This is a genomic window from Trebonia kvetii (assembly GCF_007827045.1).
Taxonomy (GTDB): Bacteria; Actinomycetota; Actinomycetes; order Streptosporangiales; family Streptosporangiaceae; genus Trebonia; species Trebonia kvetii.
In genome coordinates this window covers 1,440,804-1,466,954 of sequence record NZ_RPFW01000001.1, presented here as the reverse complement: position 1 = coordinate 1,466,954, position 26,151 = coordinate 1,440,804, and the positions used below count along the sequence as shown (strand labels likewise).

27 protein-coding genes are annotated in these 26,151 nt (G+C 69.7%); 11 read left to right on the top strand and 16 right to left on the bottom strand.

Annotated elements, in window-relative coordinates:
* Positions 1-20: 20 nt before the first annotated feature.
* On the bottom strand, positions 21-1,163 hold the full coding sequence (locus EAS64_RS06685) for an MBL fold metallo-hydrolase (RefSeq protein WP_145851761.1): 1,143 nt from the start codon (positions 1,161-1,163) through the stop codon (positions 21-23).
* A gap of 478 nt (positions 1,164-1,641) precedes the next feature.
* Here EAS64_RS06685 and EAS64_RS06680 point away from each other — a divergent pair, with 478 nt between their 5' ends.
* Complete coding sequence (locus EAS64_RS06680; protein ID WP_145851760.1) at positions 1,642-1,866, top strand: DUF397 domain-containing protein; 225 nt, start codon at positions 1,642-1,644, stop codon at positions 1,864-1,866.
* A gap of 74 nt (positions 1,867-1,940) precedes the next feature.
* Here the strand turns inward: EAS64_RS06680 and EAS64_RS06675 are convergent, their stop codons facing one another.
* From EAS64_RS06675 to EAS64_RS06665, 3 genes are all read right to left on the bottom strand, one after another.
* Positions 1,941-2,483, bottom strand: a complete 543-nt coding sequence (locus EAS64_RS06675) for a hypothetical protein (RefSeq protein ID WP_145851759.1) — start codon at positions 2,481-2,483, stop codon at positions 1,941-1,943.
* A 115-nt stretch (positions 2,484-2,598) separates the two neighbouring features.
* The gene (gene trxA / locus EAS64_RS06670; protein WP_145851758.1) at positions 2,599-2,964 is read right to left on the bottom strand and encodes a thioredoxin; all 366 of its coding nucleotides are present in this window, start codon (positions 2,962-2,964) and stop codon (positions 2,599-2,601) included.
* Positions 2,965-2,972: 8 nt separating this feature from the next.
* Positions 2,973-3,491: an ABATE domain-containing protein gene (locus EAS64_RS06665; protein ID WP_187365727.1), complete on the bottom strand. Its 519-nt coding sequence runs from the start codon at positions 3,489-3,491 to the stop codon at positions 2,973-2,975.
* A gap of 142 nt (positions 3,492-3,633) precedes the next feature.
* Here EAS64_RS06665 and EAS64_RS06660 point away from each other — a divergent pair, with 142 nt between their 5' ends.
* Positions 3,634-4,920 carry an MFS transporter gene (locus tag EAS64_RS06660; RefSeq protein WP_145851756.1) on the top strand — a complete coding sequence of 429 codons (1,287 nt, stop codon included), beginning with the start codon at positions 3,634-3,636 and terminating at the stop codon, positions 4,918-4,920.
* Positions 4,921-5,014: 94 nt separating this feature from the next.
* Here the strand turns inward: EAS64_RS06660 and EAS64_RS06655 are convergent, their stop codons facing one another.
* Positions 5,015-6,379, bottom strand: coding sequence for a sugar porter family MFS transporter (locus EAS64_RS06655; protein WP_145851755.1), 1,365 nt, complete (start codon positions 6,377-6,379; stop codon positions 5,015-5,017).
* A gap of 155 nt (positions 6,380-6,534) precedes the next feature.
* A complete protein-coding gene (locus tag EAS64_RS06650) occupies positions 6,535-7,803 on the bottom strand; it encodes a gallate dioxygenase (RefSeq protein ID WP_145851754.1) in 1,269 nt (422 codons plus the stop codon).
* A gap of 184 nt (positions 7,804-7,987) precedes the next feature.
* Between EAS64_RS06650 and EAS64_RS06645 the strand changes: the two genes are divergently transcribed.
* Together EAS64_RS06645 and EAS64_RS06640 are read left to right on the top strand one after the other, a co-directional pair.
* Positions 7,988-8,956, top strand: a complete 969-nt coding sequence (locus tag EAS64_RS06645; protein WP_145851753.1) for a LysR substrate-binding domain-containing protein — start codon at positions 7,988-7,990, stop codon at positions 8,954-8,956.
* Between the two features lie 152 nt (positions 8,957-9,108).
* Complete coding sequence (locus EAS64_RS06640) at positions 9,109-10,170, top strand: aldo/keto reductase (protein WP_145851752.1); 1,062 nt, start codon at positions 9,109-9,111, stop codon at positions 10,168-10,170.
* Here EAS64_RS06640 and EAS64_RS06635 read toward each other — a convergent pair.
* From EAS64_RS06635 to EAS64_RS06610, 6 genes are all read right to left on the bottom strand, one after another.
* Positions 10,157-11,233: a VWA domain-containing protein gene (locus tag EAS64_RS06635; protein WP_145851751.1), complete on the bottom strand. Its 1,077-nt coding sequence runs from the start codon at positions 11,231-11,233 to the stop codon at positions 10,157-10,159. The two genes, EAS64_RS06640 and EAS64_RS06635, sit on opposite strands and share 14 nt — an antisense overlap.
* The gene (locus tag EAS64_RS06630; RefSeq protein WP_145851750.1) at positions 11,234-12,262 is read right to left on the bottom strand and encodes a VWA domain-containing protein; all 1,029 of its coding nucleotides are present in this window, start codon (positions 12,260-12,262) and stop codon (positions 11,234-11,236) included.
* Positions 12,259-13,338, bottom strand: a complete 1,080-nt coding sequence (locus EAS64_RS45620) for a DUF58 domain-containing protein (RefSeq protein ID WP_145851749.1) — start codon at positions 13,336-13,338, stop codon at positions 12,259-12,261. Before EAS64_RS45620 ends, EAS64_RS06630 begins: the two co-directional genes overlap by 4 nt.
* A 4-nt stretch (positions 13,339-13,342) precedes the next feature.
* A complete protein-coding gene (locus EAS64_RS06620; RefSeq protein ID WP_145851748.1) occupies positions 13,343-14,353 on the bottom strand; it encodes an AAA family ATPase in 1,011 nt (336 codons plus the stop codon).
* Positions 14,354-14,407: 54 nt separating this feature from the next.
* Positions 14,408-15,172: a S1C family serine protease gene (locus EAS64_RS06615; protein WP_145851747.1), complete on the bottom strand. Its 765-nt coding sequence runs from the start codon at positions 15,170-15,172 to the stop codon at positions 14,408-14,410.
* 180 nt (positions 15,173-15,352) lie between these two features.
* Positions 15,353-16,387: a helix-turn-helix transcriptional regulator gene (locus EAS64_RS06610; protein ID WP_145851746.1), complete on the bottom strand. Its 1,035-nt coding sequence runs from the start codon at positions 16,385-16,387 to the stop codon at positions 15,353-15,355.
* Between the two features lie 97 nt (positions 16,388-16,484).
* Here EAS64_RS06610 and EAS64_RS06605 point away from each other — a divergent pair, with 97 nt between their 5' ends.
* Together EAS64_RS06605 and EAS64_RS06600 are read left to right on the top strand one after the other, a co-directional pair.
* Positions 16,485-17,021, top strand: a complete 537-nt coding sequence (locus EAS64_RS06605) for a DinB family protein (RefSeq protein WP_145851745.1) — start codon at positions 16,485-16,487, stop codon at positions 17,019-17,021.
* Between the two features lie 49 nt (positions 17,022-17,070).
* Positions 17,071-17,616 carry a GNAT family N-acetyltransferase gene (locus EAS64_RS06600; protein WP_145851744.1) on the top strand — a complete coding sequence of 182 codons (546 nt, stop codon included), beginning with the start codon at positions 17,071-17,073 and terminating at the stop codon, positions 17,614-17,616.
* Between the two features lie 31 nt (positions 17,617-17,647).
* Here EAS64_RS06600 and EAS64_RS06595 read toward each other — a convergent pair whose 3' ends face one another.
* Positions 17,648-19,201, bottom strand: a complete 1,554-nt coding sequence (locus tag EAS64_RS06595) for an alpha-L-arabinofuranosidase B (RefSeq protein ID WP_145851743.1) — start codon at positions 19,199-19,201, stop codon at positions 17,648-17,650.
* Between the two features lie 178 nt (positions 19,202-19,379).
* On the bottom strand, positions 19,380-20,843 hold the full coding sequence (locus EAS64_RS06590) for an arabinofuranosidase catalytic domain-containing protein (RefSeq protein ID WP_145851742.1): 1,464 nt from the start codon (positions 20,841-20,843) through the stop codon (positions 19,380-19,382).
* A 303-nt stretch (positions 20,844-21,146) separates the two neighbouring features.
* Between EAS64_RS06590 and EAS64_RS47100 the strand changes: the two genes are divergently transcribed.
* From EAS64_RS47100 to EAS64_RS06580, 3 genes are all read left to right on the top strand, one after another.
* Positions 21,147-21,542 (top strand): SAM-dependent methyltransferase, encoded by a 396-nt coding sequence (locus tag EAS64_RS47100; RefSeq protein ID WP_342782017.1) that lies wholly within the window; start codon positions 21,147-21,149, stop codon positions 21,540-21,542.
* On the top strand, positions 21,478-21,795 hold the full coding sequence (locus EAS64_RS47095) for an SAM-dependent methyltransferase (RefSeq protein ID WP_342782028.1): 318 nt from the start codon (positions 21,478-21,480) through the stop codon (positions 21,793-21,795). Before EAS64_RS47100 ends, EAS64_RS47095 begins: the two co-directional genes overlap by 65 nt.
* Positions 21,796-21,934: 139 nt before the next feature.
* Positions 21,935-22,138: a DUF1918 domain-containing protein gene (locus tag EAS64_RS06580; RefSeq protein ID WP_145851741.1), complete on the top strand. Its 204-nt coding sequence runs from the start codon at positions 21,935-21,937 to the stop codon at positions 22,136-22,138.
* Between the two features lie 23 nt (positions 22,139-22,161).
* Here the strand turns inward: EAS64_RS06580 and EAS64_RS06575 are convergent, their stop codons facing one another.
* Positions 22,162-23,319 carry a helix-turn-helix transcriptional regulator gene (locus EAS64_RS06575; protein WP_145851740.1) on the bottom strand — a complete coding sequence of 386 codons (1,158 nt, stop codon included), beginning with the start codon at positions 23,317-23,319 and terminating at the stop codon, positions 22,162-22,164.
* A gap of 67 nt (positions 23,320-23,386) precedes the next feature.
* Here EAS64_RS06575 and EAS64_RS06570 point away from each other — a divergent pair, with 67 nt between their 5' ends.
* Entirely contained in the window at positions 23,387-23,980 is a 594-nt protein-coding gene (locus tag EAS64_RS06570; protein WP_145852392.1) for a TIGR03086 family metal-binding protein, read from the top strand.
* Positions 23,981-24,088: 108 nt separating this feature from the next.
* On the top strand, positions 24,089-25,678 hold the full coding sequence (locus EAS64_RS06565) for a Na+/H+ antiporter (RefSeq protein ID WP_187365726.1): 1,590 nt from the start codon (positions 24,089-24,091) through the stop codon (positions 25,676-25,678).
* Positions 25,679-25,718: 40 nt separating this feature from the next.
* On the opposite strand, the gene EAS64_RS06560 is transcribed toward EAS64_RS06565, so the two are convergent.
* Entirely contained in the window at positions 25,719-26,144 is a 426-nt protein-coding gene (locus tag EAS64_RS06560; protein ID WP_145851738.1) for a PPOX class F420-dependent oxidoreductase, read from the bottom strand.
* Positions 26,145-26,151: the final 7 nt, after the last annotated feature.

Here is a 26,151-nt window from a genome sequence, read left to right as displayed (position 1 = left end):
GGGGACCCGCCTTATCGGTTTCAGCGGTTGATGAGACTCGGCTGGACGCCCATGGCAAGCAGGCGCACGTTGCCGGGCTGTGCGTCGTCGAAGTTGTACATGCGCCCGTACTTCGGGCGCAGCCGTTCGATGATGCGCGGCACCGCCTCGTCGACGGCCCTGGCCCGCTCGGCGGACCATTCGCCGATCAGGCCGCTAAGGAACGGGTTGCCGCCGCCCGACCGCTCCTCGCCTGCCACGATCTTCCTGCCGTACAGGTAGAGCCCGAAGTGATTGTCGAGTTCCGACAGCAGCCGTGACCTCGCGCCTGAGTCAAGGCCACTCAGGTAGTCCGTCAGTGACAGGTCGGGGACCGACTCCGGGCGCGGCACGTACTCGTCGACGAGCGCGGCGACCTCGTCCAGGTAAGCGAGGTAGAAGTCGAAGTCGGATTTCTCGCCGATGTTGCCGTGGCCACCGCAGAACCAGTCGAACTCGAGCGACCGTGCGAACTCTAGGTTGGGCCTGAACAGCACCAGCGGGTCCTGGCCGGCGAAGCCGCCGAACGGGAGCTGGTCGATGTTGATCAGGTCGGCGGAGTGCCCGCCCGTTCCTCCTCGAAGGAGGAACACCGAATGGTCGGGCGCGTGACCTGGCCGCGGCAAGCCGCGCAGCCGAAGCGTCACGTCCTCGAACGACCAGGCGCCCGAGGGCCAGTCAAGCACCTGCGCGGGCCGGGGCAGGTCGCTGCCGAAGCGCTCCATCCAGACGGCGGTGTGCTCAGAGGCGATCACTCGCGGCGGCGCCGCCGCGAGCAGTTCGAACAGCCGCCGCGCGCCGCCGATGTGGTCCGCGTGGAAGTGCGAGTACACCACCGCCGTCACCGGCAGGTCCGTCACCGAGGCGACGGCCTTTACTGTCGCCTCAGCGCCGCCGAGGAAGGGGTCGAGCAGCAGCACCCCGCGCGTACCGACATAGAACAGCGAACCGTAGAAGTGCCGGGAGACCCACCAGACCCGTTCGGTCACCCGCTGCAGGATGTACTCCTCCATGACGCTGCGCGGGAACAGGTGGGCGACTCGCTCGCCAGGCTTGATGGGATCCGCCGCGGACGGCTCGACGTACACGGCCCCGGTGGTCGAGACCGGCTCCGCCTTCCACTCGTCGCGCATCGCGAACGCCATGGCGCCTCCCTGAGTCACGGCATGCCGACCGCTGCAGCTCCGCCAGAGCGGGGAAAGCGGTCTTCCTCAGGATGCGCCGGCGGCGCGGAAAGGTTCATCGGTGCGCGGCACAAAGAAGACAGCCCGGGATTTCTTGCACATACGGCAGATGACCGATGTCTTGCGCTGCAACTTGCAGCAGCATTCTCTATGCAACCAGCGTGCTGCTGAGGCCAGGCCCCGCCGCCGCTGCTGCACAAACTATCGGCCGGACTCGGCCGGGTGCCCGCTTTGCAAGCTTCCCCGTGGGCTAGGGCCGTGACGCTCCCGCGACACGCTGCCTTACGTCCGCGACCGATGCCGCACGGAGGACGGACGCGGCCCGCGGGGGAGGCGGGGACGGTGAGCCATAGCCCCCGGAGGCTCACCGTCCCCGCTGCAAGCGCATCGTGAAGACAGTCGGCGAAGGGATGACGTGGGAACTGCGATGGCGGGAAATATGTCCGCAACCGTGAGCGCCGGGCCTGCCTGGATCAAGAGCTCATTGAGTTACGCCAACGGCAACTGTGTCGAGGTATCCGAACTGGAGCTCGGCGCCGTCGGCGTCCGCAACAGCCGGGATCGCGAGGGTCCGGTTCTCCGGTTTACCCCGGAGGAGTGGCGCGCCTTCATCGGCGGAGTGCGCAAGGGCGAGTTCGACGACTTCGGCAGGAACCGGATGTAGCGCAGGCGGGCAGCCCGGACACGGGTAAAGCCCCCGCCGCACGCGTGCGGCGGGGGCGCGGCAGCGACTGGTCGCTACCTGATGACCCGCGTCTCGCTCTCGTCTACCACCGAATCGTCGACTGGCTCCCGGCTCGCCGGGACCTCGGCGACAGGGACGGTCTCCACGGCGCGCAGGCTGGGAACGGCGCTGAGCCGCCCGGCGGCCGCGGCAGCGACCATCACGATGGCAATGCCGAGCCCGGTGAAGAAGCCCACCTGCTCAACCGCGCGCATCAGCGTGCCGGTGCTGGCGGGGCCGCCCGCTGGGCCCGCCACCGTCCACAGCGGGGCGAAGACGTTGCCGAGGGCGAACCACGCACCGCTGGCGATCGCGATCAGCGCGCCGAACAGGCAGACATACCTGCTGCGCGCGGCGATGAGGAGCAGACCGCCGAGCAGGGCGCCGGCGCCGGGCAGGATCTCGAGTTCAAGCCTGCCGGTGGTGTAGGTCCATGCCTTGTCCGGAGTGTAGGCATAGTGGAAGTAAGGCCCGACGAACGGAATGATGCCGCCCCAGATGCCAAGCAGGGCGACAAGCAAGCCGCCGAGAATCCCGTGCGTGCGGCGAATGCGCATGGTCCCAATCACTGCTATCACTTCCCATTCGGGTGAACGTGACGTTCGGTGCGTCACCGCTACCCGGGGCAGTGCGGGGTATTCCGGTATTTTCCTATTCGCCGGCGCAGACCGCTCAGGCCTGCTGGTTCGCTGCGATCTCCTCGCGGACCTGGTCCATGTCGAGCTCGCGCACCGCCTGGATCAGCTGCTCGAGCGAGGCGGCCGGCAGCGCGCCAGCCTGCGAGAAGACGAGCACGCCGTCCCGGAATGCCATCAGCGTCGGGATCGAGCTGATCTGCGCCGCGGCGGCCAGGCTCTGCTGGTCCTCGGTGTCGATCTTGCCGAAGGTGATGTCCGTGTGCTTCTCGCTCGCGGCCTCGAAGACCGGCCCGAACATCCGGCATGGACCGCACCACGCTGCCCACCAGTCGACCAGGGTGATCCCCGACTCGGTCACGCTCGACTCGAAGTTCTCCTCGGTCAGTGCGACGGTGCTCATCTCGCTCCTCACGCTCGTCCGCATACCTCCGCGTAAAACACGAACTGGGCGCAGACATTCCCCGGCAGGTCCGGACCCGGTTGCCGCGACGCCGGTAACCAGGCGTTCGCCACGGCGATCGCGATGGCGGCGACCGCGTTGGAGTACGGAGCGCGGGCGGAACTGGCGAGCGCCGACTTCCCGTCCGGCTGCACGATCACCACGAGCCGCCCGTCGGCAAGCGCCCTCGTGAGCCGGGCAGCCGCGTCCGGGTCCGGCTGGAACGAGGCACGCACGGCCATGGTGTCACGCAGGGCGTCGCGCAGCCGCAGCAGCGCGCTGTGCTCGGAGCCGCTCAGCACGGCGTCGTCGGGCAGCAGTCCCGCGGCCCGCAGCCAGGGGACGGCCTTCTCGCGGGTGGCGAACTGGTCGGTGCCGTCGACGGTCACCGTCTCAGCGAGCGAGCGCAGCAGGGCACCACTGTCGGGCCCGGGGCCGCCGGGCGCGGGATCGCCGTCGGGTGCCACAGAGGGCGTGTGATTAGTCACGCTCCGATGGTAGCGGCGGCCGTTGCGCGGGCCGATCCCGGTGCGCGCAACGGGGCTGGCGGTCGCTGCCGGAATCAATCGCGGCCTACTTAGTTGTATCTAGCGAAAGAAATCGATTGCATCCCCCGCTGACTGGAGACTCATGAGTGAGCCACGCGCGCCAAGCGCCGCCGGCGCCGGGCAGCCGGCCGGCGGCGCGGGCCAGCCAGCTGCGGTCGGCGCCCAGGCTCTGGATGATCCGTCGGGGCTTTCCCCCGGCCTGGTCAGGCTCATGGCCGTCACCTGCGCGGTGACGGTCGCCAATCTCTACTACGCGCAGCCGCTGCTGCACTCGATCGGCAGCGACCTGCACGTGAGCCAGGGCAGCGCGTCGCTCCTCGTCACGGTCGGGCAGGCAGGCTACGCGCTCGGGCTGCTGTTCATCGTCCCCGCGGGCGACATCATCCGCCGCCGCCCGCTGCTCACCGCGCTGCTCGCGTGCTGCGCGCTCACTCTCGCTGCCTCCGCGCTCGCCCCCAGCCTGCTCGTACTCGACGTGGCGGCGGGCCTGGCAGGCGTCACCTCAGTGGTTGTGCAGATGCTCGTCCCCTACGCCGCGACCCTGGCGAGCGACCGCGAGCGCAGCCGGGTGATCGGCACGCTGATGGGCGGCCTGCTGATCGGCATCCTGCTCTCGCGCACGTTCGCCGGCGTGGTCGCCGGTTTCGCGGGCTGGCGCGCGGTCTACGGCATCGCGGCCGGGTTCATGGCGCTCACCGCGGTCATGCTGCGCCGCGCGCTGCCCGACCATGGCCCGCAACTCGCCATCTCCTACCGCGAGCAGCTGCGCGGCGTGCTGCGGGTCGCTCGTGCCGAGCCCGCGCTGCGCTGGCGGTCGCTGATCGCCGCCTGCGGCTTCGGCAGCTTCGCCTGCTTCTGGACCACGGTCACCTTCCTGCTCGCCGGCCCGCAGTTCGGCTTTTCTCAGCTCGACATCGGCCTCTTCGCGCTGGTCGGCGCCGCGGGCGCGATCACCTCGATGGCGGCGGGCCGGCTGCTTGACGCGCGCCCGGGCCTTCGCTGGCCTGCCTCGGGAGCGGCACTCGCCCTGCTCGCGGTTGCCTACCTGCCGATCGGCCTCGGCGGTGCGCACCTGGGCGCGGCCGGCCTTGTCCTGCTGATCGTCGGCGTGCTGCTGATGGACGCTTGCGTGCAGGCCTCGCACGTGATCAACCAGAGCGTGATCTACGACCTGCTGCCGGAGGCCAGGTCCAGGCTCACCACCGTCTACATCACGACGATGTTCGCGGGCGGCGCGATCGGCTCCGCCGCGGGCGCCCAGGCCTACGCGCACTGGGGCTGGACCGGCGCCACCCTGACGGCCGCCGCCCTCCCGCTGGCCGGGCTCCTCTGCTGGCTAGCCACCCGCCGCCACGAACACCCCGCCTAACCCATGCGCCTCAACGCGCGATTGCCCGTGTTGTTACCGGGGTCAGGACCCCGGTAACAACACGGGCATTTCCTAAACGATCACCAAACGCCGGTCAGGAGCGCACCAGATCCCGCTCGATCTCCTGCAGGCTGCGGCCCTTCGTCTCCGGCACCTTGCGCCAGAAGTACGCCAGCGCCACCAGCGTGAGGAAGCCGAACAGGAAGAACGCGCCGGTGCCGCCGATGGCCGTCAGCAGGGTCAGGAACGAGACCGTGACGACGAAGTTCGCCGCCCAGTTCGCCGTCGAGGCAACGCTCATCGCGGCGCCGCGGATCTTCAGCGGGTAGATCTCCGCGATCAGCAGCCAGAAGACAGGCCCGAGCCCGATCGCGAACGACCCGGTGTAGATGAGCAGGCCGAGCACCGCGACGATCGCCAGCGCGCCATGCAACTGCGAGCCGCCGATGAAGCAGCATGCGGTGATCGCCATGCCGACGGCCATGCCCGCCGTGCCGGAGAGCAGCAGCGGACGACGCCCCACCTTGTCGAGCAGCCAGATCGCCACGATCGTCATGCCGACGTTGACCGCGCCGTTCACCACGTTCGCGAGCAGCGCGCCCGAGTTGCCGAATCCCGCGCCCTGCAGCAGGGTCGGCGCGTAGTAGATGACCGTGTTGATGCCGGTGATCTGCTGGAACACCGCGAGCATGACGCCCACCATGAGCAGCGGCCGCACCCTCGGCGAGATGAGATCCCGCAGGCCGCCCTCGCGCTGAGAGATCTCGCGGACCTCGCTGATCTCGGCGTCGATGTCGCCGTCGTCGCGCAGCCGGCGCAGCACCTGGCGCGCGTCGTCCTCCCGGCCCTGCCTGATCAGCCAGTGCGGGCTCTCCTGCTGGAAGAGCATGCCGATGAACAGTGCCGCCGCCGGGATCGCGGCGAGGCCGAACATCAGCCGCCAGTTGCCCGTGCCGGAGAGCCCGTAGTCGATCAGGTAGGAACTGAGGATGCCCACGGTGATCGCGAGCTGGTTGAGGCTGACCAGGCCGCCGCGAACTCGCGGCGGCACGATCTCGCCGATGTACAGCGGCACGATCATCGACGCGGACCCGACGGCCAGGCCGATGATGACACGCGCGACGAGCAGCAGGGGGTAGGTGGGGGTGAACGCCGCCAGCAGCACGCCGACGATGAACACGACCGCCGTGATCAGCACGGCGGGACGCCTGCCGATCTTGTCCGACACCCGCCCCGCGACAAGCGCCCCGACCACCGCTCCGACCAGCAGCAGGCTGGTGACCAGTTCCTGCTGGAAGTTGGACAGGCCGCCGAAGTCCTTCTTGACGAAGAGCAGCGCACCGGACACCACGCCGGTGTCGTAACCGAAGAGCAGTCCGCCGAGCGCGGTGATCGCCGCGCTGACCGCGACGTGCCTGCGCACGCTTGCTGGATCCGCCTCGAGAGCGCGTGGCGCCATCCGAACCATTGTCATCGCCTCCGATCAGTAACGTGACGCACCCGCTACCCACGGAGACGGCGCTATGCATTTCCTGAAGGAAAAGCCCGAACCCGTTCGGGATAATGATCTTTACGATTCCGAACGGGTTCGGGCTTCGCGTGGCCCGCCCAGGCTCAGCCCTTCTTGCCCGCGACGGAGTAGATGACCTGCGTGTTCCTGGTCTTGAGGAAGTCCTCGAGCGTCTCGCCGCGCTGCGCGGCGTACACGTGCAGGTTGGACATGCCGATCACCGCGGCGAGCTTCTCAAGCATGAAGAAGATCACTCCATAGTGGATCATGCCGGGCCAGTCCCTGGTCCTGATGAGGTGCTGCTCCTCCTCGGAGAGGCCCGCCTCCTTGAACGCGCGCTCCTGGTCGTCGAGGAACCGGGCGCGGTGATCGGGATCCACCAGGTCGTGCAGGAACCGGTTGATCCGGTAGCCCTTCACGCTGCGCGCGATGTCGAAGGGGTAGGTGCCCGTCATCTCCTCGACGCCGGCCAGTTGCTCGGCCATCCTGGCGCGGTGCCGGTCGTTGACCGCCTGCGCGTCGGGCAGCTCGGCCGCCTCGTTCTCCAGCACCAGGGTCGCGATGCCGGTCATCGAGGGCAGGTAATAGGAGCTGTGCACCCTCTTGACCTTGTCCGACAGTGCGCCGCGCATCACCAGCCACATGATGACCTCGGCCCCCTCGAACCCGCCGAGCTTGGCGTACTCGGCGTGGGTCATCCGGGTAAGCGCGGTCGGGTCGTCGGTGATCGCGTCGAGGAACCTGGCGTCCCACTCCGGGTTATTGAAGCCTGCGCCCTCGCCGTGCACCTGGTGGGAAAGACCGCCGGTGGAGACGACGGCCACGTCGATGTCCTCGGGGTAGCTTTCGATCGCGCGGCGCAGCGCCTTGCCGAGTTTGAAGCAGCGGGCGGCGGTCGGGATCGGGAACTGCAGCACGCCGATCTGCAGCGGCACGATCTTCGTCGGCCACTGGCCGTCAGGCCGGTCGAGCAGCACCGACATCGGCGAGAAGAAGCCGTGGTCGAGCGGCTTGTCCTGGAAGTAGGACAAGTCGAACTCGTCGGTGACCAGGCTGCTCGCGATGTGCGCGGCGAGCTTCGGGTCGCCCTTGATCGCGGGCAGGTCGCGGGGGCCGCCGCCCTCGTCGGCGACCTGGTACTCCTCGCCGATGCCCAGCGTGAAGGCCGAGTAGTGGTCGAAGAAGAACGAGGTCACGTGGTCGTTGAAGATGTAGACGAGCGCGTCCGGCTTCTTCTCCTTGAACCAGTCCTCGACCGGCTTGAACGCCTGGAAGATCGGCCCCCACGACGGGTCGTCCTGCTTGTTCTGGTCGTAGGCGAAGCCGATGGTCGGCGTGTGCGATGCCGCGACGCCGCCAATGATCCTGGCCATGTTCCCCTCCAGTGAAGAGAGCCGCGGTCTCGTCGTCTTGAGCACGGTCCGTAACTGCTCCCTTCCGTTCGGTACTGGAAGGGTTTTCTCTGGCTAGCGGGACCAACAGCGGTATAGGTGACTCTATAGTTTCGCACAAGTGAAGTAAATTGACTTATTCACCATTCATCCATAACTTGAAGTTATGGATGTCCGTGATTCCGTGCCGCAGTCGGCCGATCGCAGTGTGTTGACGGCGTCCGTCGCTTACTCACGGATACGGCTGCGGCATCTCACTTGTTTCGTGGTCGTCGCGCAGGAGCGGACCCTCGCCCGCGCCGCCGCCCGGCTGCACCTGAGCCAGCCCGCCGTCTCCAAGACTCTCGCCGAACTCGAAGACCTGGCCGGGCGGCGTCTTGTGGAGCGCGGCAGGGCGGGGACCGCGCTGACCCCGGCGGGCGAGCAGTTCCTGAAATACGCGGTCGACGTCACCCAGGCGCTCAAGTCGGCGGCCGAGGCGCTGACCGGGACCGCACCCGCCCTCACGCCGGTGCTGCGGGTCGGCGCGCTGCCGACGGCGGCGGGCGGCGTGCTTGTCCAGGCGATCGCCAGGCTGCACGAGCGCCGGCCGCACGCCGGGGTGAGCGTGCGGACCGGCGACAACCCCGAGCTGCTCACCGCGCTCAAGTCGGGCGAGATCGACGTGGCGGTCGGCCGGATCGCCGAGCCCGCGATGATGCAGGGCGTGTCGTTCGAGCTGCTCTACGCCGAGTCCCTCGCGGTGGTAGCACGGCCGCAGCATCCGCTGGCGATCGCCGGCGACAAGCCGGTCTCCCCGGTGGCACTGCTCGATTACCCGCTGGTCATCCCTGGTGCGGGCACCGCGCCCCGGCACGACGTCGAGGAATTCTTCGAGGCGCACGGCGTCGCACTGCCGCCGGGCAGGACGGAGACCCAGTCGGTCTCTGTCGCCCGCACGCTGACCCTGCTGTCTGACGCGGTGTGGATCACTCCGCTGTACCCGGTCAAGCTTGACCTGGACAGGCGCTGGCTGCGCCGGCTCAACCTGCCGGTGCCGGGCGGGGCCGAGCCGGTCGGCATCCTGTCCCGCAGTGGGGTGGCGCCCGGCGAACTGGCCAGCCAGCTCATGGACACCCTGCGCGAACTGTCCTGACTTGATAGGGACCAGCTGGCGGTCGGGCCGATCCATTTTCGCGGCGCTTAACGGCCATGCGCTTGGATAGGTCTGGACAGGGATCGGTCTGATGTGTGTCGCCCGCCCGCCCCGGGCGGCGCGGGCGACGGCGCGACGAAGGGTGGCTCACGATGGAGTACCGGCAGCTTGGCCGCAGCGGACTGCGGGTGTCCGCGCTGACGCTCGGCACGATGACGTTCGGCGGGCGCGGCGGGTTCAGCGCCGTTGGCGCGACGGACGTCGACGGCGCGCGCAGGCAGGTCGACATGTGCGTGGACGCGGGCGTGAACCTGATCGACACCGCCGACGTGTACTCCGGCGGCCTGGCCGAGGAGATCACCGGCGAGGTGATCAAGGGCCGCAGGGACTCGCTGCTGCTGTCCACCAAGGTGCGGATGACGATGGGGGACGGGCCCAACGACGCGGGGCTTTCCCGCCACCACATCATCTCCGGCTGCGAGGCCAGCCTGCGCAGGCTGGGCACCGACCACATCGACATCTATCACGTGCACGAATGGGACGGGCAGACGCGGCTCGAGGAGACCATGTCCGCGCTCGACTCGCTGGTGGCGGCGGGGAAGGTGCGCTACCTCGCGGCGTCCAACTACGCTGGCTGGCAGCTGATGAAGGCGCTGTCCGTCGCCGACGCATGCGGCTACGAGCGGTTCGCGGCCCAGCAGGTGTACTACTCGCTCGAGTCGCGGGACGCCGAGTACGAGCTTGTCCCGCTCTCTGTCGATCAGGGCCTTGGCATCCTCGTCTGGTCGCCGCTGGCCGGCGGCCTGGTTTCCGGCAAGTACCGGCGTGACGCGTCGCCGTCCGGGCAGACGCGGCAGCTGTCCGGGGAGTGGAACGAGCCGCCGGTCCGCGACCGGGAGAAGCTGTACGACACGATCGAGGTCCTCGTCGACGTGGCGTCCGCTCATCAGGCGTCGCCCGCGCAGGTCGCGCTAGCCTGGCTGCTCGGCAGGCCCGCGGTGACCTCGCTGATCATCGGGGCGCGCACCGAGGAGCAGCTCCGCGACAACCTCGGGGCGGCGGATCTCACGCTGAGTGCGGACGAGCGGGACGCACTGGACAAGGTCAGTGCGCCCGACCTGGTGTACCCGCACTGGCACCAGCTCGCCACGGCACGGGACCGCCTCGGCCCCGCCGACCGCGCCCTGCTCGCCCAGCACCTCAGGGGTCAGTGACCGCCGGGCGGGCATTGTCGGCCGGGCCTGGCCGCCTGGACCGGTTCCACCACAGGGACAGCAGCACCGCGAGGGCGATGAGCAGGCCGCCCGCGCCGGCGAACCAGGATGCGATGTCGATGTGCCGTTGCACGATCGTGAACGCGTCAGGCAGCCGGTTAAGCGCACTGCTGAGCTCTCTTGCGTCCTGCGCGCGGTAGAACGTGCCGCCCGTCGTGTGTGAGATGTTCCGCAGCGCGTCGTAGTCGGCGTTGAACGCGCCGGCGCCTCCGCCGAAGCCGCCTCCGCCCTGGAACCCGCCGAACCCGCCGAACTGCGTGGGGCTGCACGCGAGCGTCGCCGGCCGGTTTGTGCCGTAGCCGATCGTGAACACGCGCACGCCCCGGGCGGCGGACTGACGCGCCGCGGTCTGCGGGTCGACGCCGCGGTTGTTCGAGCCGTCGGTGAGCACCACGATCACGTCGTCCGCGTAGCCCGCGTCTGGGTTGTGCCTGACGGTCGCGCCGGTCGGCGCGACCGTCGGGTCGACCTGGGCGATGGAGTCAAGCGAGGTGAGCAGGCCCTCGCCGATCGCGGTTCCCGCCGCGGTGGTGAGGCCGTCGAGCGCGCTGAGCAGCAGTTGCGTGTTCGTCGTCGGCGGTACGAGGACGTATGCGGTACCCGCGAACACGACGATGCCGATCCGCGGCCCGCCCGTTTGCGACTTGATGAAGTTGCCTGCCGCCTGCTCGGCCGCGGTGATCCTGTTCGGTTTCACGTCGGTGGAGCACATGGAACCGGAGACGTCGAGGGTGAGCATGATGGTGGCGGATGACGAGGCGACAGGGACGGTGGCCTGCGGCCGGGCGGCGCCGACCGCGAGCACGGCGAGGCCGAGCGTGAGCAGTGCGGCGGGGATGCGCCGCCGCCAGCGCGACCGGCCGCGGGCGGCGGCCCGGACCAGCGCGATCGAGGTGACGCGCACCGCGGCGCGCCTGCGCCCGCGCCGCGCAAGCCACCGCGCGGCGAATATCAGCGGGATGACGACGAGCGTCAGCAACGCCCACGGCCAGGAGAAGGACATTCAGACCACCCGGCCCGTCCTGGCCACGGTGAGCACCGCGCCCGCCGCGAGCAGCGCGAGCGCCAGCGCGATGAGCGCGCCCGCGAGCGGCAGCGGCTCCTTGCTGACGGTGAGCCGCAGGTCGATCGACGAGGCGATCCCGTTGAGCTCGCTCGCGTTCGACGCCGGATGGTAGCTGCCGCCGGTGGTCTGCGAGATCGACTTGAGCGTCGCCGTGTCGAGCGCGGTGAACAGGTGATAGCCGTCGGCCTCGACGGTGGTGCCCACGGCGGTGCCCACGCCGACCGTGTCGATGTGCACGCCGGCCTGCTCGGCAACCGCCGCGGCGGTGCCGGCGTCGACATCCGCGCCGCTGCCTGAGCCGCCGCCCCCGGCGGCACCCCCGGCCCGGCCAGCGCCGCCGGCTGACGCGCTCGCGCCACCGCCGTCCTGTCCGTCGGAGAACACCACGATGGTTGCCGAGGGCCAGTACCCGATGCCTGGCGCGTTCCCCGCTGGCGTGATGGTGACCGTCTTGCGGGTGATCGCGGACAGCGCGGCGACGATGGCCGACCCGAGCGACGTGCCGCCGCCGGTGCTCAGCCGGCGGACGGCGGCCACCGAGGTCGCGTGATCGGCGCTGGGTATCGCCGTCTCGATGCCGCCATCCTCGAACGCGACGACGCCGATGTCCACGCTGCCCGGCTGCGCGTTGATGAACGCCTCCGCCGCCTGCTTCGCGGCGGTCAGGCGGCTCGGTGTCACGTCGGTGGCGGCCATGCTGCCTGACACGTCCACGGCGAGGATGACGGTGCCCTTGGCGTGGGACACCGGGATGGACACGGTCGGGCTCGCCACGGCGAGCGCGAGTACGGCGATGCCGGCGATGGTGAACCAGGCGCCGGCCAGCCTGCCGCGCCCCGACCCTGCCGCGACTCCCGCCGCGGCGAGAGCCGCCGTTCGCCGCCGCGCGACGGCGATCGCGGCCCACGCCAGGGACGCGGCTACCAGGAGGCCGAGGACTAGCAGCGCGGGGTCGGCGATGTTCATGCGCGCCTGCGCTGGGTGCTCGCGACGACCTCGACAAGCGCGCTTGCCAGGTCGGCCGTTGTGTCGATGCGGTGCACGGGCACCCCGGCCCGCCGCGTGCCCTCGGCCAGTCGCGCCTCGCGCTCCGCGACGGCGGCGCGGAGCCTGGCGCGCAGTAGCGGATCGCCCGAGTCGACGAGGAGCTGCTCTCCGGTCTCCGCGTCCTCGATGACGATGAGGCCCGCGTCGGGCAGTTCCTCGTCGGCGGCGTCGGTCACCCGCAGCACGACGACCTCGTGGCGCGGCGCCAGGCGCAGCAGCGATCGTTCCCAGTCGCCCTCGCCGATGAAATCGGAGATGACCACGATCAGGGCACGCCGCCTGGCCAGCTTCGCCACCGCGTCCAGCATCGCCGCCAGGTCCGTCGTGGCTCCAGCACCGCGTCCGCCGTGCCCGTTTCGCCCGTTCGCGGTCCCGTTGCCCGCGACCGCGTTCCCGCTGCCTCGGCTCGCGTTCCCGTCCCGGCCGTGCTCGTCCCGGCTGTTCCTGCCGCCGCTGTTTCTGCCGCGCCAGCTCCGCAGGCGGCCGCCGCGGCCGGCGGCCGGGTCCTGCCCGCCGCCTGCGGTCCTGACGAGTTCGGCGCCGATGCGCAGCACCTGCGAGCGGCCGGTGGCCGGCGGCACGGTCCGCACCGCGCCGGCGCCGGCGGCCCCGGTGTCGTAAAGCAGGGCGCCGACCCGGTTGCCGCTCCTGGTGAAAAGCCGGGCGACCACCAGGGCGAGCTCGCTGAGCACCTCGTGCTTGCCCCGGCCAGGGGCGCCCACCGTCATCGACGCGGAACGGTCAAGCACCAGCCACACGGTGAGCTCGCGGTCCTCATTGAAGACGCGAAGCTGCGGCTCGTTGAGCCGGGCGGTCACGTTCCAGTCGATGTGCCGCGCGTCGTCGCCCTCGGCATAGTCGCGCAGCCCGGCCAGGTCGATCCCGCCGCCCCGGTGCGCGGTGCGGTACCCGCCCGCGATCCGCCCGTCGAGACGGCGCAGCACCTGCCATTCGAGGCGGAGCAGGAGCCGTTCCGTAGCCGTGCGCGTGGCCATCGGCTCAGCGGCCGCTCAGGACGATCTCGGGCGCGGCGACCGTCTCGAGAACCCTGGTGATGATCGCGTCCGGGGTGACGTCGTCGGCGAGCGCCTCGTACGACAGCACGATCCGGTGCCGTAGCACGTCGAAGGCGAGCTCGCTGACGTCGTCTGGCAGCACGTAGTCCCTGCCGCGGGTAAACGCGAGCGCGCGGGCGCCGGTGACCAGCGCGATGGAGGCACGGGGACTGGCGCCGTAGCTGATGTACCGCTTGAGATCGCCAAGGCCGGCGGCGAATGTCCTGCGGGTCGCCGTCACCAGCCGGACGGCGTAGTCGACGACGGCGGGGTCGACGTACAGCTCCCGCACTTGCTGCTGCATGGCGATCAGGTCGGCCGGGGTGAGCATCCCGCGGATCGGCTCTGCGGGGCGCAGCGCGCGATCGACGATCGAGTGTTCCTCGGTGGCGGTCGGGTAGCCGACGACGACCTTCATCATGAAGCGGTCGACCTGCGCCTCGGGCAGCGGATAGGTGCCCTCCGACTCGATCGGGTTCTGTGTCGCCATGACCAGGAAGGGCTCAGGGACCCGGTACGTCTCGCGGCCGATGGTGACCTGGTGTTCCTGCATCACCTCGAGCAGGGCGCTCTGCACCTTGGCGGGAGCGCGGTTGATCTCGTCGGCGAGCAGCAGGTTCGTGAAGACCGGACCGAGCTGCGTCTGGAACTCACCGGAATGCTGATGGTAGACGCGGGTTCCCGTCAGGTCGCCAGGCACCAGGTCGGGGGTGAACTGGATGCGCTGGAACTGGCCGCCGATCGCGGCCGCGAGCGACTTGACGGACAGCGTCTTGGCGAGTCCTGGAACCCCCTCCACGAGCAGGTGCCCGCCGCAGAGCAACGTGATCGCCATGCGCTCGAGCAGCGTGTCCTGGCCGACGATGGCCCGCTTGACCTCGAAGAGCACCGGCTGAAGCGGATGCGGATGCTGGCCGGATGAGGAATCGTCGCTGTCGGCTGGTGACTGAGTCATGGCGCTCCTTTGCCCGAAGCGGTTGCGGGGAGTCGTACCCCCGGAAGGTAGCCGTCATATCTGCGGACCCTTCGGCCCGCTGCCGCTTCCGCCGCCGAGCGCGTCGCCGATGGGTACCGCGAACCCGATGCCGGCGAACGCGTCCCGTCCGCCGGGGTCGGCGATCGCCACCACGATGCCGATGACCATGCCGCGGATGTCGAGCAGCGGCCCGCCCGAACTGCCCGGGTTGACCGACGCGTCGAACTGGATGAGGCCGCTGCGCTTGCCGGTGTCGGTGTCCGCGGTGCGGTCGAGCCCCGAGATCACGCCGGAGGACACGCTGTCGGTCAGCCCCAGCGGATTGCCGATCGCGACCACCGCGGCGCCGACGCCCGCGCCGGCGCCGAGCGTGGCCGGCACCACCACCTGCGGCAGCGCCGCCGGGATCAGCTGGGCGATGTCCGTCTTGCGATCGGCCGAGGTGACGGACGCCGTCGTCACGGTCCCGTCGGCGAAGATGACGGTGATCTTCCCGGCGCCGGCGATGACATGGTCCGCGGTCAGGATGGTGCCGTTGTTGGCGACGATGACGCCGCTGCCTAGCCCGCGGGCGGTACGGACGGTGACCACGGACGGCGCGACCCGCTGGTAGATGCCGGAAACGGTCAGGCTCGCGGTCGCGGTGGGGGAGGGACTGGCCGTCGCCGCGGTGCTCGGGGTTCCCGGCACGCTGGCGAGTCTCGTGGCGAGGACGGCGATCGCGAGCAGGGCGACGACAGCGGTCGCTATCCCGGCCGCTGCCAGGCGACGCGAAACCCGGACTCCGGACGGGCGCATCCCGCCACCTTCAGCATCAGCAGGCTCGCTAGCCATATCCTCACGCTATGAGCGGTAGTTAAGAGAAGGATAAGTGCCCGCTGAGAATCGCGGAAGGGCGGCCTCCATGTTGCGGCCCGCTCACGTGCGAAAGCACGCTGCGTGCCCGCATCCCGCTCGCTCGCGGGCTACCTGCGCGTCTCAGGCGGACGGCTCGGACGTACCGGCCGCGCGGCGGAAGCGGTCGCCCCAGTCGCGGACCCGGTCGGCGAGCTCGGGCGGCGACACCACGTGGAAGTCCGCGCCCGTCACGCCGAACGCGATGACCGGCCAGTCGAGGTCGGAGGGTGTCATCGTGATCCGGCACCTTTCCCTGCCCGCCTCCTCGACGGCCGCCCAGCGGCCGATGCGCTCGCGCACCGCGGCGGCGGGCGCCTCGATGACGGCCTCCACCTGGTACAGGGTGGGACCGCTCGTGGCGATGCTCTTGCGGACGAATTCCGCCGCGTCCGCGGCGGGCAGCGCGCGCGGGCGGAACCTGGCGCCGGTAGCCTCCACCGCGCCCGCCACCCGGTCCAGCCGGAAGTTACGCCAGTCCAGCCTGGACAGGTCGTAGCCGACCAGGTACCAGCGGCGGTCGAGCGTGACAAGCCGGTGCGGCTCGACGTGCCGCTGCGTCCGCTCACCGCTCGCGGCCGTGTAGTCGAAGCGAATCCGCTCCGCGTCACGGCAGGCGAGTGCGGTGCTGGCCAGGACACCGGGATTTACCGCCGACGCCTGGCCGGCCGGTGCGGACGACCAGGTGGCGGGCTCGGTCATGGCCGCGACCGCCTCCGCGCGGCGGCGCAGCCTGGCCGGCATGACCTGGACGACCTTGGCGAGCGCGCGGGCAGAGGCCTCCGCGACGGTGACGTCGGCCGCACGGTCGCCAGCCGCCTGGCCGGCGCCGAGGCCGCCCTGGGTGGCGAGCAGCAGCCCGACGGCGAGCGCGACGGCTTCCTCGTCGTCGACCACTAGCGGCGGCAGCGCCGCCCCCGCGGCGAGCTGATAGCCGCCGTCCACGCCGGGATGCGCCTGCACGGGGTAGCCGAGCTCGCGCAGCCGGTCCACGTCCCTGCGCAGCGTGCGGGCGGAAACCCCGAGCCGCTCCGCGAGATCGGCCCCGCTCCAGTAGCGATGGTTCTGCAACAGGGAAAGAAGGCGGAAGGAACGGGTGCTCGGACTGATCTTCGCCATGACTTTCATGCTTCTGCTAATTGCGGACAGAACCTGACCGCAATACATCCTAGCCTGGTTCTTGTCAGGCAGTCATCCACGAGAAAGGCACAATCTCATGACCTCAGACGGCAGCACCACCACCCTCACCGGCGAGCGGGCGGACCTGCTGGCGATGCTGGGCAAGGCCAGGCACTTCCTCCGCTACACGACCCGCGACCTGACCGAGGAGCAGGCTCGGCAGCGCACCACGGCGAGCGAGCTGACGCTTGGCGGCCTGATCAAGCACGTGACGGCCGTGGAGCGCAACTGGGCGGCCTTCATCGTCAGCGGCCCGTCAGTGGCGCCCGACTTCGCCGCCATGACCGAGGCCGACTACGCGGAATGGGCGAACGGCTTCCGCCTGCTGCCCGACGAGACGCTGGCCGGTGCGCTCGCCGACTACGAGGAAACGGCGAAGCACACCGACGAGCTGACCGCCACGATGCCGGACCTCGACGCGAGTCACCCGCTGCCGCCCGCGCCGTGGAACCCGCCGGGCGAGCGCTGGACGGTGCGGCGCACGCTGCTGCATATCGCGACGGAGACCGCGCAGCACGCCGGGCACGCGGACATCATCAGGGAGTCGCTCGACGGGTCCAAGAGCATGGGCTGAGCCAGCGCTTAGGGTGACAGGGCCAGGACCCGATCGGAGAGGGGTGGCCGTGTCCACGGCGGGCGTCGCTTATCAGGTGCTCGACGGGAGAGCCGCGGTCGGGAAGGCCGAGGACATGCTCGCCCTCGCGCACGAGGTGGATGCGGGGGCGGGCGAAGAGCTCGACAGGCAGTTCCGCGTCTGGTGCCGCCAGCCCGGCTTCGTGCTCGCCGAGGCCAGGCACGGCGGCTTCCTCGTCGGCTACGGCTGCGGGACGCCGCTGCGGCCGTCCACCTCGTGGTGGCGCGGGCTGACGACGCCGCTGCCCGCCGAGTTCACCACGGAGCATCAGGGCAGGACTTTCGCGCTGACGCAGCTTCTCGTGCGCGCCGCCTGGCGACGCCAGGGGATCGCCACGGAGCTGTACCGCCTCGTCATGGTCGGCCGGCCCGAGGAGCGCGGCACGCTGACGGTGCCGCCGGGCGCCGCGGCGGCCCAGAGCGCCTTCCGCGCCTGGGGCTGGCACAAGGTCGCGCGCACCCAGGGGGAGGACCCGGAGTCCGCCGTCCTGGACGTGCTTGTCACTAGCTTGCCCGTGTCGTTGCCGGGGTCATGACCCCGGCAACGACACGGGCATTGCCTGAGCGCTAGCTCAGGGCAGTGGCGGTTGCCCAGGTCGTGTCCTCGTACCAGAGGCTGGACGCGTCCCAGGTGTTGGAGCCGCCGTCGCTTGCGACGTAGCCGATGTAGTTGTAGTGCCTGACGTACTTATAGCTGTAGTTGTAGGACATGAAGGAGTAGTTCGAGCCGCTGTTTCCTGTCCGTGGACAGAAGGTCGCGTCGTTGGCGAACAGGGTGCTGCCGTCGTTCGCTTGCAGATGGAGCTGGAAGCCGGAATGCCTGATGTAGTCGCCGGACCCGTTGTTCGTCTCGAACGAGATGCAGTTGCTGTTGGCCAGGCCGGGCCTGACGATCCAGGTCGCGTCCTCCTTCAGCGTCGTCGAGCTGCTCGAGGTCACCGCATCGGCGCCCACCTCGTCGCCACTCGGGTAGTCGGCGGTCAGGTAGTCACTCGTGCAGCAGGGCGTGGTGGCCTTCAGCGAGACCTTCGCGCCGCTAGTGAACGGGTTGCCTGACAGGCTGTAGTTCGCGTAGCCGACGGAGACGATGTTCGACTGAACGGCCGCCTCGGTGCTCGACGACGGGTATCCGGTGGTCAGCACGCCCTCGTAGAAGGTGCCCGCCGAGCTGTCGCTGTTGTCGCCGCCGATGCCGAGGATGATGGCGCCCTGCTTCTTCATCGTGGTGTAGCCCGACGGCCGCGCGCCGCTGTAGTCGGTGGCGAGTGAGCCGGACTGCGCGTTGCCGCCGTAAATGGCCCACACATTCGCGCCGCCGGTGATCATCGCGGTGGTGAACCGGTAGTTCGTGGTCGGGTCGTTGCTGTTGTAGCCGGCGTTGACACCGGAGAACAGGCCGTTCTCCAGGTCCGCCATGATCCACGGGCCGCTGCCGGTGCCGTAGCCCCAGGTGGTCTCGTTGCCGAAGTTGATGGCCTCCATGGTGCCGTTGCCGTCGTCGTCGTTGTTGGTCTCGGCGTTGCCGTAGTCGAAGCAGCAGCCGTTGTTGTAGTGCGAGCCGTCGAATACCGCGTACTCGCCCTCGGAGGCGTTTCCTGTCGCGATGTTCTTGGTGCTGTCATCGCGGTATCCCATGCCGGGGGAGATGAAGACGCCGTACACCTTGTGACCGCCCGCCGTGGTCGGCGCCGCGGCCGCGTTCGCCAGGATGTCCGGGCCGCTTGCCGCCCCGCCCGCGGGCGCGTCTGTGAGGTTGTTGCCGTTGCCGGACTGGTCGTAGATCTCGGTGATCGAGCAGTAGGTGTTGGCGCAGAACGAGTCCTGGGTCGCCGCGTTCGCGTACCCGCCGGTGGCCAGCGGGAAAATGTTGGTCGTGGCGCTGTCTGAGGCCCGCTTGACCTGGTACAGCGCGCCGTTGTAGGCGGCGTAGAGCGCCCGGGTGGTGCTGTGCGCGGCCACGCAGGGCGTGCCGGCGGAGGCGTAGATGTCGCAGGGCTCCTGCGTCGCCGCCCGTGAGGGCGTACCGCCGCCGGCCAGGAGCCCTGCGGCGGCTAGCGTGGTCGCGGCGGCCAGGGCGAGCAACGCCCTTCTCGTGTGCCTGAGTCGTGGTCTGACAGTCATCGTTGAATCTGCCTTCCTTCCTGGGATGGGAGACCTCTCCCGAGAGCCGGTTAACCCGGACCGCTTGCCGTGCGCGGGCATGCTCGCGCCCGGCCGTGTCGCCATGAGGGGAATGCGCGCGGGCCCGCCGCCTGCGTCGCGGCGGCAGGCCCGCGCGGTGAAGGGACGGCTCAGCTAGCTACGGCAGCGTCCACTTCTGGTTGCTGCCGCCGTTGCAGGTGTAGAGGATGAGCTGCGTCCCGTTGGTGGTGTTCGACGCCGGATCGTCGAGGCACATACCGGAATGCGGGTTCACGATCTCGCCGTTGGACGCTGTCCATTGCTGGTTGGCGCCGCCGTTGCAGGTCCACAGCTCGATGAGGGTGCCGTTGGTGTACTTGGCGCCCGTGATGTCCATGCAGCCGCCGGCGATGGTGAGGGTGCCGTTGCTGTTGACGGTCCAGTTCTGCGCGCTTGTGTTGCCGTCGCAGTCCCAGATCTGCACCTTGGTGCCGTTGGTGCCGCTGCCGTTGTTGTCGTCGGCGCACTTGGAGCTGCTCAGGCCCGACACGATCGTGCCTGTCGCGCCGGACGAGCCACCCGACGAGGTGGTGTAGCCAGCCGCGACGATGTTGGCCTGGACGGAGGCCTCGGTGGTCGACGACGGGTAGCCGGAGGTCATGACGCCTTCGTAGAAGGTGCCGGCTGAGCCCTTGCTGTTGTCGCCGCCGATGCCGAGGATGATCGCGCCCTCCTTGTGCATGGGGTTATAACCCGAGGGGCGGACGCCGCTGTAGTCCGTCGCCAGGGAACCGGACTGGGCGTTGCCGCCGAGGATGGCCCACTGGTTCGACTCGCCCTCGATCATCGCGGTGGTGAACCGGAAGTTGGTGGTCGGGTCGGCGGAGTTGAGGCCGGCGCCCTGGCCGGAGAACAGGCCGTTCTCCATGTCGGCCATGATCCACGGGCCATTGCCCGAGCCGCGGCCCCAGGCGGTTTCCGTCCCGAAGTAGATGGCTTCCATGTGGCCGGCGCCGTTGTCATTGTTGTTGGTCTCGGCGTTGCCGTAGTCGAAGCAGCAGCCGTTGTTGACGTGCGTGCCGTCGAAGACCGCGTACTCGCCTTCGGCTGCGTCGCCGGTCGCGATGCCCGAGGTGCTGTCGTCGCGATAGCCGTCGCCTGCGGCGATGTAGACGCCATAGACCTTCGAGCCGTCGACCGTGGCCGGGGCTGAGGTGGCGTTCGCCAGCGCGTCGGGCCCGCCCGCCGCGCCGCCGCCAGGCGCGTCGGTGAGGTTGTTACCGTGGCCCGACTGGTCGTAGATCTCGGTGATCACGCAGGTGGTGCCGGAACAGAACGAGTCCTGCGCTGCCGAGTTGGCGACCCCTCCGGCGCTGACCACGCCGATGTTCAGCGTGCTGTTGTCGGAGGAGCGGCGCACCTGGTAGAGCGACCCGTTGTAGGCGGCGTAGAGCGCCCGCGTGGTGCTGTGCGCGGCCACGCAGGGCGTGCCGCCTGAGGCGTAGATGTCGCAGGGCTCCTGCGTTGCCGCCCGTGAGGGCGTGCCGCCGCCGGCCAGTAGCCCGGCGACGGCCAGCGTGGTGGCAGCGGCAAGGGCGAGCAGCGCCCTTCTCGTGTGCCTGAGTCGTGGTCTGACAGTCATCGTTGACTCTGCCCTTCCTTTCGATAACCCGGTTGCGGGCCTGCCCGCGGTGACGCGGGCATGCTGGCATGCTCGCGCCTGCCTTCTTGTTAGCGATCACAACCTTTCGTCACTTGCGTACAAATCCCGTCCGATTCACGGATTTCCGCCAGTGTGAACGCTAACAATAAGAGTCGTCAAGATGGAATTTCCAGCCGTTTGCATGGGTGCTCGTCACGGCGTCGCGGCGCCGTCCGATTCGGCCGATGGCCGCCGCGGCGCCCTCCCGGCGTGATGTGATGTTCCCGGCGCCACGACGCGACCGTGGAGTTCTTCCCGGCCACCGATGGCCCGCTGCCGGAGATCGATCCATCGAGGCCGCATCCGGCCCGGATCTACGACTACGGTCTTGGCGGCAAGAACCATTTCGCTGCCGACCGCGCCGTGGCCGACCAGGTGATCGCGAACATGCCGACCGCGCGCACCGTGGCCAGGGAGAACAGGAAGTTTCTCGGCCGCGCGGTCCGGTTTCTGGTGGCGGAGGCCGGGATACGCCAGTTCCTCGACATCGGCGCCGGCCTGCCCACCACGGAGAACGTGCACGAGGTCGCGCAGCGCACCGACCCGACGGCGCGCATCGTCTACGCCGACAACGATCCGCTGGTACGACCACCCGGGAGAAATACTCGCCGCGCTGCTCGGTGCGCTGCCGTCAGGTAGTTACCTGGCCGCCACGCACACTACGGCGGAGCACGATCCCGATGGGTGGGCGGCCACCGGGCGCGCGTACACGGCGGCTGCCATCCGCGGCCAGCTCAGGGACTCAGCGGAGTTCGCCAGGATGGCGTTCACCGGCCTCGACCTCGTGCCGCCCGGTGTCGTGCTTGTCTCGGAGTGGCGTCCGGACGACGACGGCCCGCTCCCGCTCGCCGCCGAGGTGAGCTGCTACGGTGGGGTCGCCCGCAAGCCCTGAGTCACCCATCCAGGGTGAGCGACTGCGGCCATATCCACGTTTAACGGATTCTCAATGCATTTGATCCGGTGGCCATCGTGCAGTGGACATGCTTAGGCTGGCCCCGTAGCGGAAATCGAAGCGCCGAGGGAGGCGGTCAATGGAAGCGACGATCGGTGACGAGATTCGCATTCACGGCAATACCGTCGGGCATGGCGACAAGAGCGGCGAAATCATCGAGGTCCATGGAGTGAGAGGCGAGCCGCCCTACCTGGTGCGGTTCCCGGACGGCCAGACCAGGCTGCTGTTTCCGGGCCCGGACGCGGTAATCGTCCCGCGCCAGCGCAGCGGCTCGGAATCCTGACGCCTGCCCGCTCAGATCCCATCTCAGGGCCATGAATGTGCCGTTGGGCCGGCTATCGCCGGCCCAAACGGCACATTCATGCGCACGCCACCGCGCGCAGGAGTGGAAATGGCCGGTGCGGCTGAATAGCAGGCGGTGACCGCCGCGGCGACCGCCAGCAAGTCGTCGCGCACTTCGGGTGGCGAGAGCACCACCACGTCATCGCCGAAGCTGAGCAGTGGCCGGGCAGCGGGCACCGCGGCGAACCGCAGCGTCACTTCCGCCCATTCGCCGCTGCTGGCCCGTTCGCCGCTGCTGGCTCGTTCGCCACCGTCCGCTCGTTCGCCACCGCCGGCCCGCCCGGCATCGTCCGCGGTGCCCTCCGCATGAGCCCCGCCGGCGCTCAGGTCAGCCGGGGTAGCCGTCAGGTGCGCGGCGAACATGCGCGCGAACATGTCAAGCCGGGCCCGGCGCACCCGGACAAGCACCCGCACCGGTGCCGGCCGTTCATCCACCTGGCGGCGCAGCAACTCCCACAGGCCGGCCAGTTCAACGCCGTCCCGCCGGACCACCGGGGTCTCGTCCACCACGGCGGACTCCACCCGCGACACCCGGAACAGCCTGGGCTCGCCGGATGCGTCGGCCACCAGGTACCAGACACCCGACTTGCACACCAGGCCGTACGGGTCCACTACCCGCTCGGCGGCGTGCGACTGCCCGCTCGACCGGTACCGCAGCACCACCCGCCGGTCGGCGAACACCGCCGACTGAAGTACGCCAAGCGAGCCCGCCGTCTCCGCCGCGCGCATCCAGCCCACGGGGTCCACCAGGATCCGCTGGCTGACCGCCGCCGCCGCGGGCTGGAAGGGCGCGGGCACCGCACGCAGCACCTTCGCGATCGCCGAACGCAGCGGTGCCGCGAGCCCCAGGTCGGCGTGCGCGCCGCCGGTGGTCAGCACGAACAGGGCACGCGCCTCGTCTTGCGTCAGCCCGGTCACGTCGGTGCGGAAGCCGGGCAGCAGCCTGATCCCGCCGCCGCGCCCCCGTTCGGCGTAGATGGGCACCCCGGCCGAGCCGAGCGCCTCCGCGTCCCGGTACACCGTCCTGGTGGAGACCTCGAGCCTGCGGGCAAGCTCCGCGGCCGTCACAGGACCGCGGGCCTGAAGCAGCAGCATCATCTCGAGCAGCCGGCCGGACCTCATGATTTAAATATGACGCGTTCTGTCAAGTTTGGCGAGTTAGCTGGGCCACATGAACGAGATGAACAGCATGAACGATCCACGCGAGATCTTCGGGCGCGCCGTCGCCCAGACGGAATCCATCATCGCGGCCGTCCGCCAGGACCAGGCCGGCCTGCCCACGCCGTGCGACGAGTGGGACGTGCGGACGCTGGCCAGCCACATGGTCGGGGTGGTCATCAGGGTCGCGCTCGTCGGCGAGGGCGCGGACGCGCTCAAAGTGACGCCGTTCGCCGAACTCGCCGACGACCCGGCAGGCAGTCAGCAAGCCGGCTGGGCCGCTGCCTACCGGGCGGCCGTCGCGAGAGCGGCCGCGGCCTGGGCGGACGACGCCAAGCTCGACGCGATGTTCGCCGTGCCGCGGGGCAAGGTGCCCGGCCGCGTCGCGCTCGCAGGCTACGTCAGGGAGGTGCTTGCGCACGGCTGGGACCTGGCGGTCGCCACCGGCCAGGAGACCGAACTCGACCAGGAACTCGGCGCGTTCGCCCTGGCGGTGGCGAGGCGCTCGCTGCCAGCGGACGGCCGTGATGGCATCCCGTTCGGGCCGGTCGTCGAGGTGCCGGCCGATGCGGGAACCTACACGCAGCTCGCCGCCTGGCTAGGCAGGACCCCGCAAGAACGCTGACGGCCGCGAGGCATCACCCGCGGCAGCGCCGTCCATGCTGCCCGGGTGATGCCGGACGGCGACGGACGGCGTTTGATCGGTGGGGGTAGCTACAGTCCGGGGAGGCCAGTGGGGGAGCAGGAACTCTTCACGCTGATCGTCGCGATCACCGTCGTGACGATCGTGGGCAGGACTGTCGCGAAGAGGCTGGACGTCCCCGATGCCATCGTCCTGGTCGTACTCGGCGTGCTCGCCAGCCTGATCCCGCAGGTACCGAACATCGAGCTGTCACCCAACCTCGTCCTGCTCGTCTTCCTGCCGCCGCTTGTCTACAATGCGGCGTTCTTCTCCGCCCCCAGGGAGACCAGGGAGAACGCGGTGCCGATCACCGCGCTTGCCATCGGCGCGACCGCGCTGACCATCGTCGCGGTGGCCTGGGTGACCAAGCTGATCTTGCCGGATCTGCCGACGGCGGCGGTGCTCGCGTTCGCCGCCGCCGTGGCGCCGACGGACGCCGTGGCCGCCACGTCTGTGCTGAGCCGTCTCGGCGCGCCGCAGCGCATCGTCACCATCGTGGAAGGCGAGAGCCTGATCAACGACGCGGTGGCGCTGACCGCGTTCGGCCTCGCCGTCGAGGCGATGGCACACCCGTTCACCTTCGGCCACGGCGTCGTCCGGCTGGTGGAAGTCGTCGCGGGCGGCATCGGCTACGGTCTCGTCCTCGCCCTGGTGATCGGATGGGTCAGGCGGTACGCCAGGGATCCCTCGGTCCAGATCATGATCTCGGTGGTGACGCCGTTCCTCGCCTACTTCCCAGCCGAGCAGCTGCACGTCTCCGGTGTGCTGGCCACCGTGGTCACCGGCGTCTACCTCGGCACCCGCACCGAGGGCATGCTCCAGCCCGCGTCACGGGTCAGCGGTGCCATCTTCTGGCGGACTTTTGTCTTCCTGCTCGAGTCGGCGCTCTTCGTGCTCCTCGGCCTCGAACTGCGCACGGTAGTGGATCACCTATCGGGTTCCTACTCGGTCGGCTGGCTGGCAGGGGCGGCCGCCGCCGAGGTGGCGGTGATCCTCGCGGTCAGGATGGGCTGGGAGCTGATCTTCTCGCCGCTGTCCAGGTTCCTGCCCGGCCGGCACTCGGCCTACGTGCGCAACCCGTGGCGGCAGCGGATCGTCATCGGCTGGAGCGGCATGCGCGGCGCGATCTCGCTGGCGATCGCGCTGACCATCCCCGCCATGGATCGCGGTCACCGGCTCACCGAGCAGCCCACCCTCGTCTTCCTCGCCGCGGTCGTGGTGATGGCCACGCTGATCGGCAACGGCCTGACGCTGGCGCCGCTGATCCGCGCGATCGGCCTCGCGGAGGGGGAGAAGCAGCGCCGCCGGGAGGCGTCGGCCCGGATGAAGGTCACCGAGGCGGGCCTCGCCCGGCTGGACCAGCTCGCCGCGAACGGCGAGGTGGACCAGGACACGGCAAGCCTGTACCGGCAGCTGTTCGAGATGCGCCTCGACCGGGTGCGCGCGATTCTCGACGACATCGACGACGAGACCGGCGACGGCGGCCCGCCCGCGGACACCCATGCCTTCCGCGCCGAGCTCGTCGAGGCGGAGCGCGTGAAGCTCGCCGAGCTTTACGACCGCGGCAAGATCAGCGACGAGATCAGGCGATCCATCTCGCACAGCCTCGACCTGCAGGACCGCACCCGCCGGTATGAGTAGGCAGGCATGAGCAACAGGCATGAGTGAGCAGGAAAGCGGGTCAGCCAGTCATGTTGAACACGGCGATGACCTTGTCCGGGCGCAGCCGCACGACCAGCTCGCCGGGGACGCCGTTGCGCCTGCCGAACTCCTTGGCGCGGTCGTGTCCCATGTACCGCCCGCCGATCGCGGTCGCCGTGCGCACCAGCTCCGAAGGCTCCTCGGACAGCTCGGCGCGACCCTGGACCTGGACGAACCCGTATGGCGGCTCCTCCAGATCCACGCACAGCGCCACCCGCGGGTCGCGCGCGAGCGCGCGGCCCTTCGCGGTGTCCTTGCCGGTGTTGAAGACGACGCAGTCGTCCTCGACGATGAACCAGACCGGCGCCACGAGCGGCCTGCCGTCCGCGCTCGTCCAGGCGAGCTTGCCGGTTCTGGTGCCGGCGGTGAGGAACGCGCTGATCTCGGGGTCAGTTACCGATGCCATGCGCTCA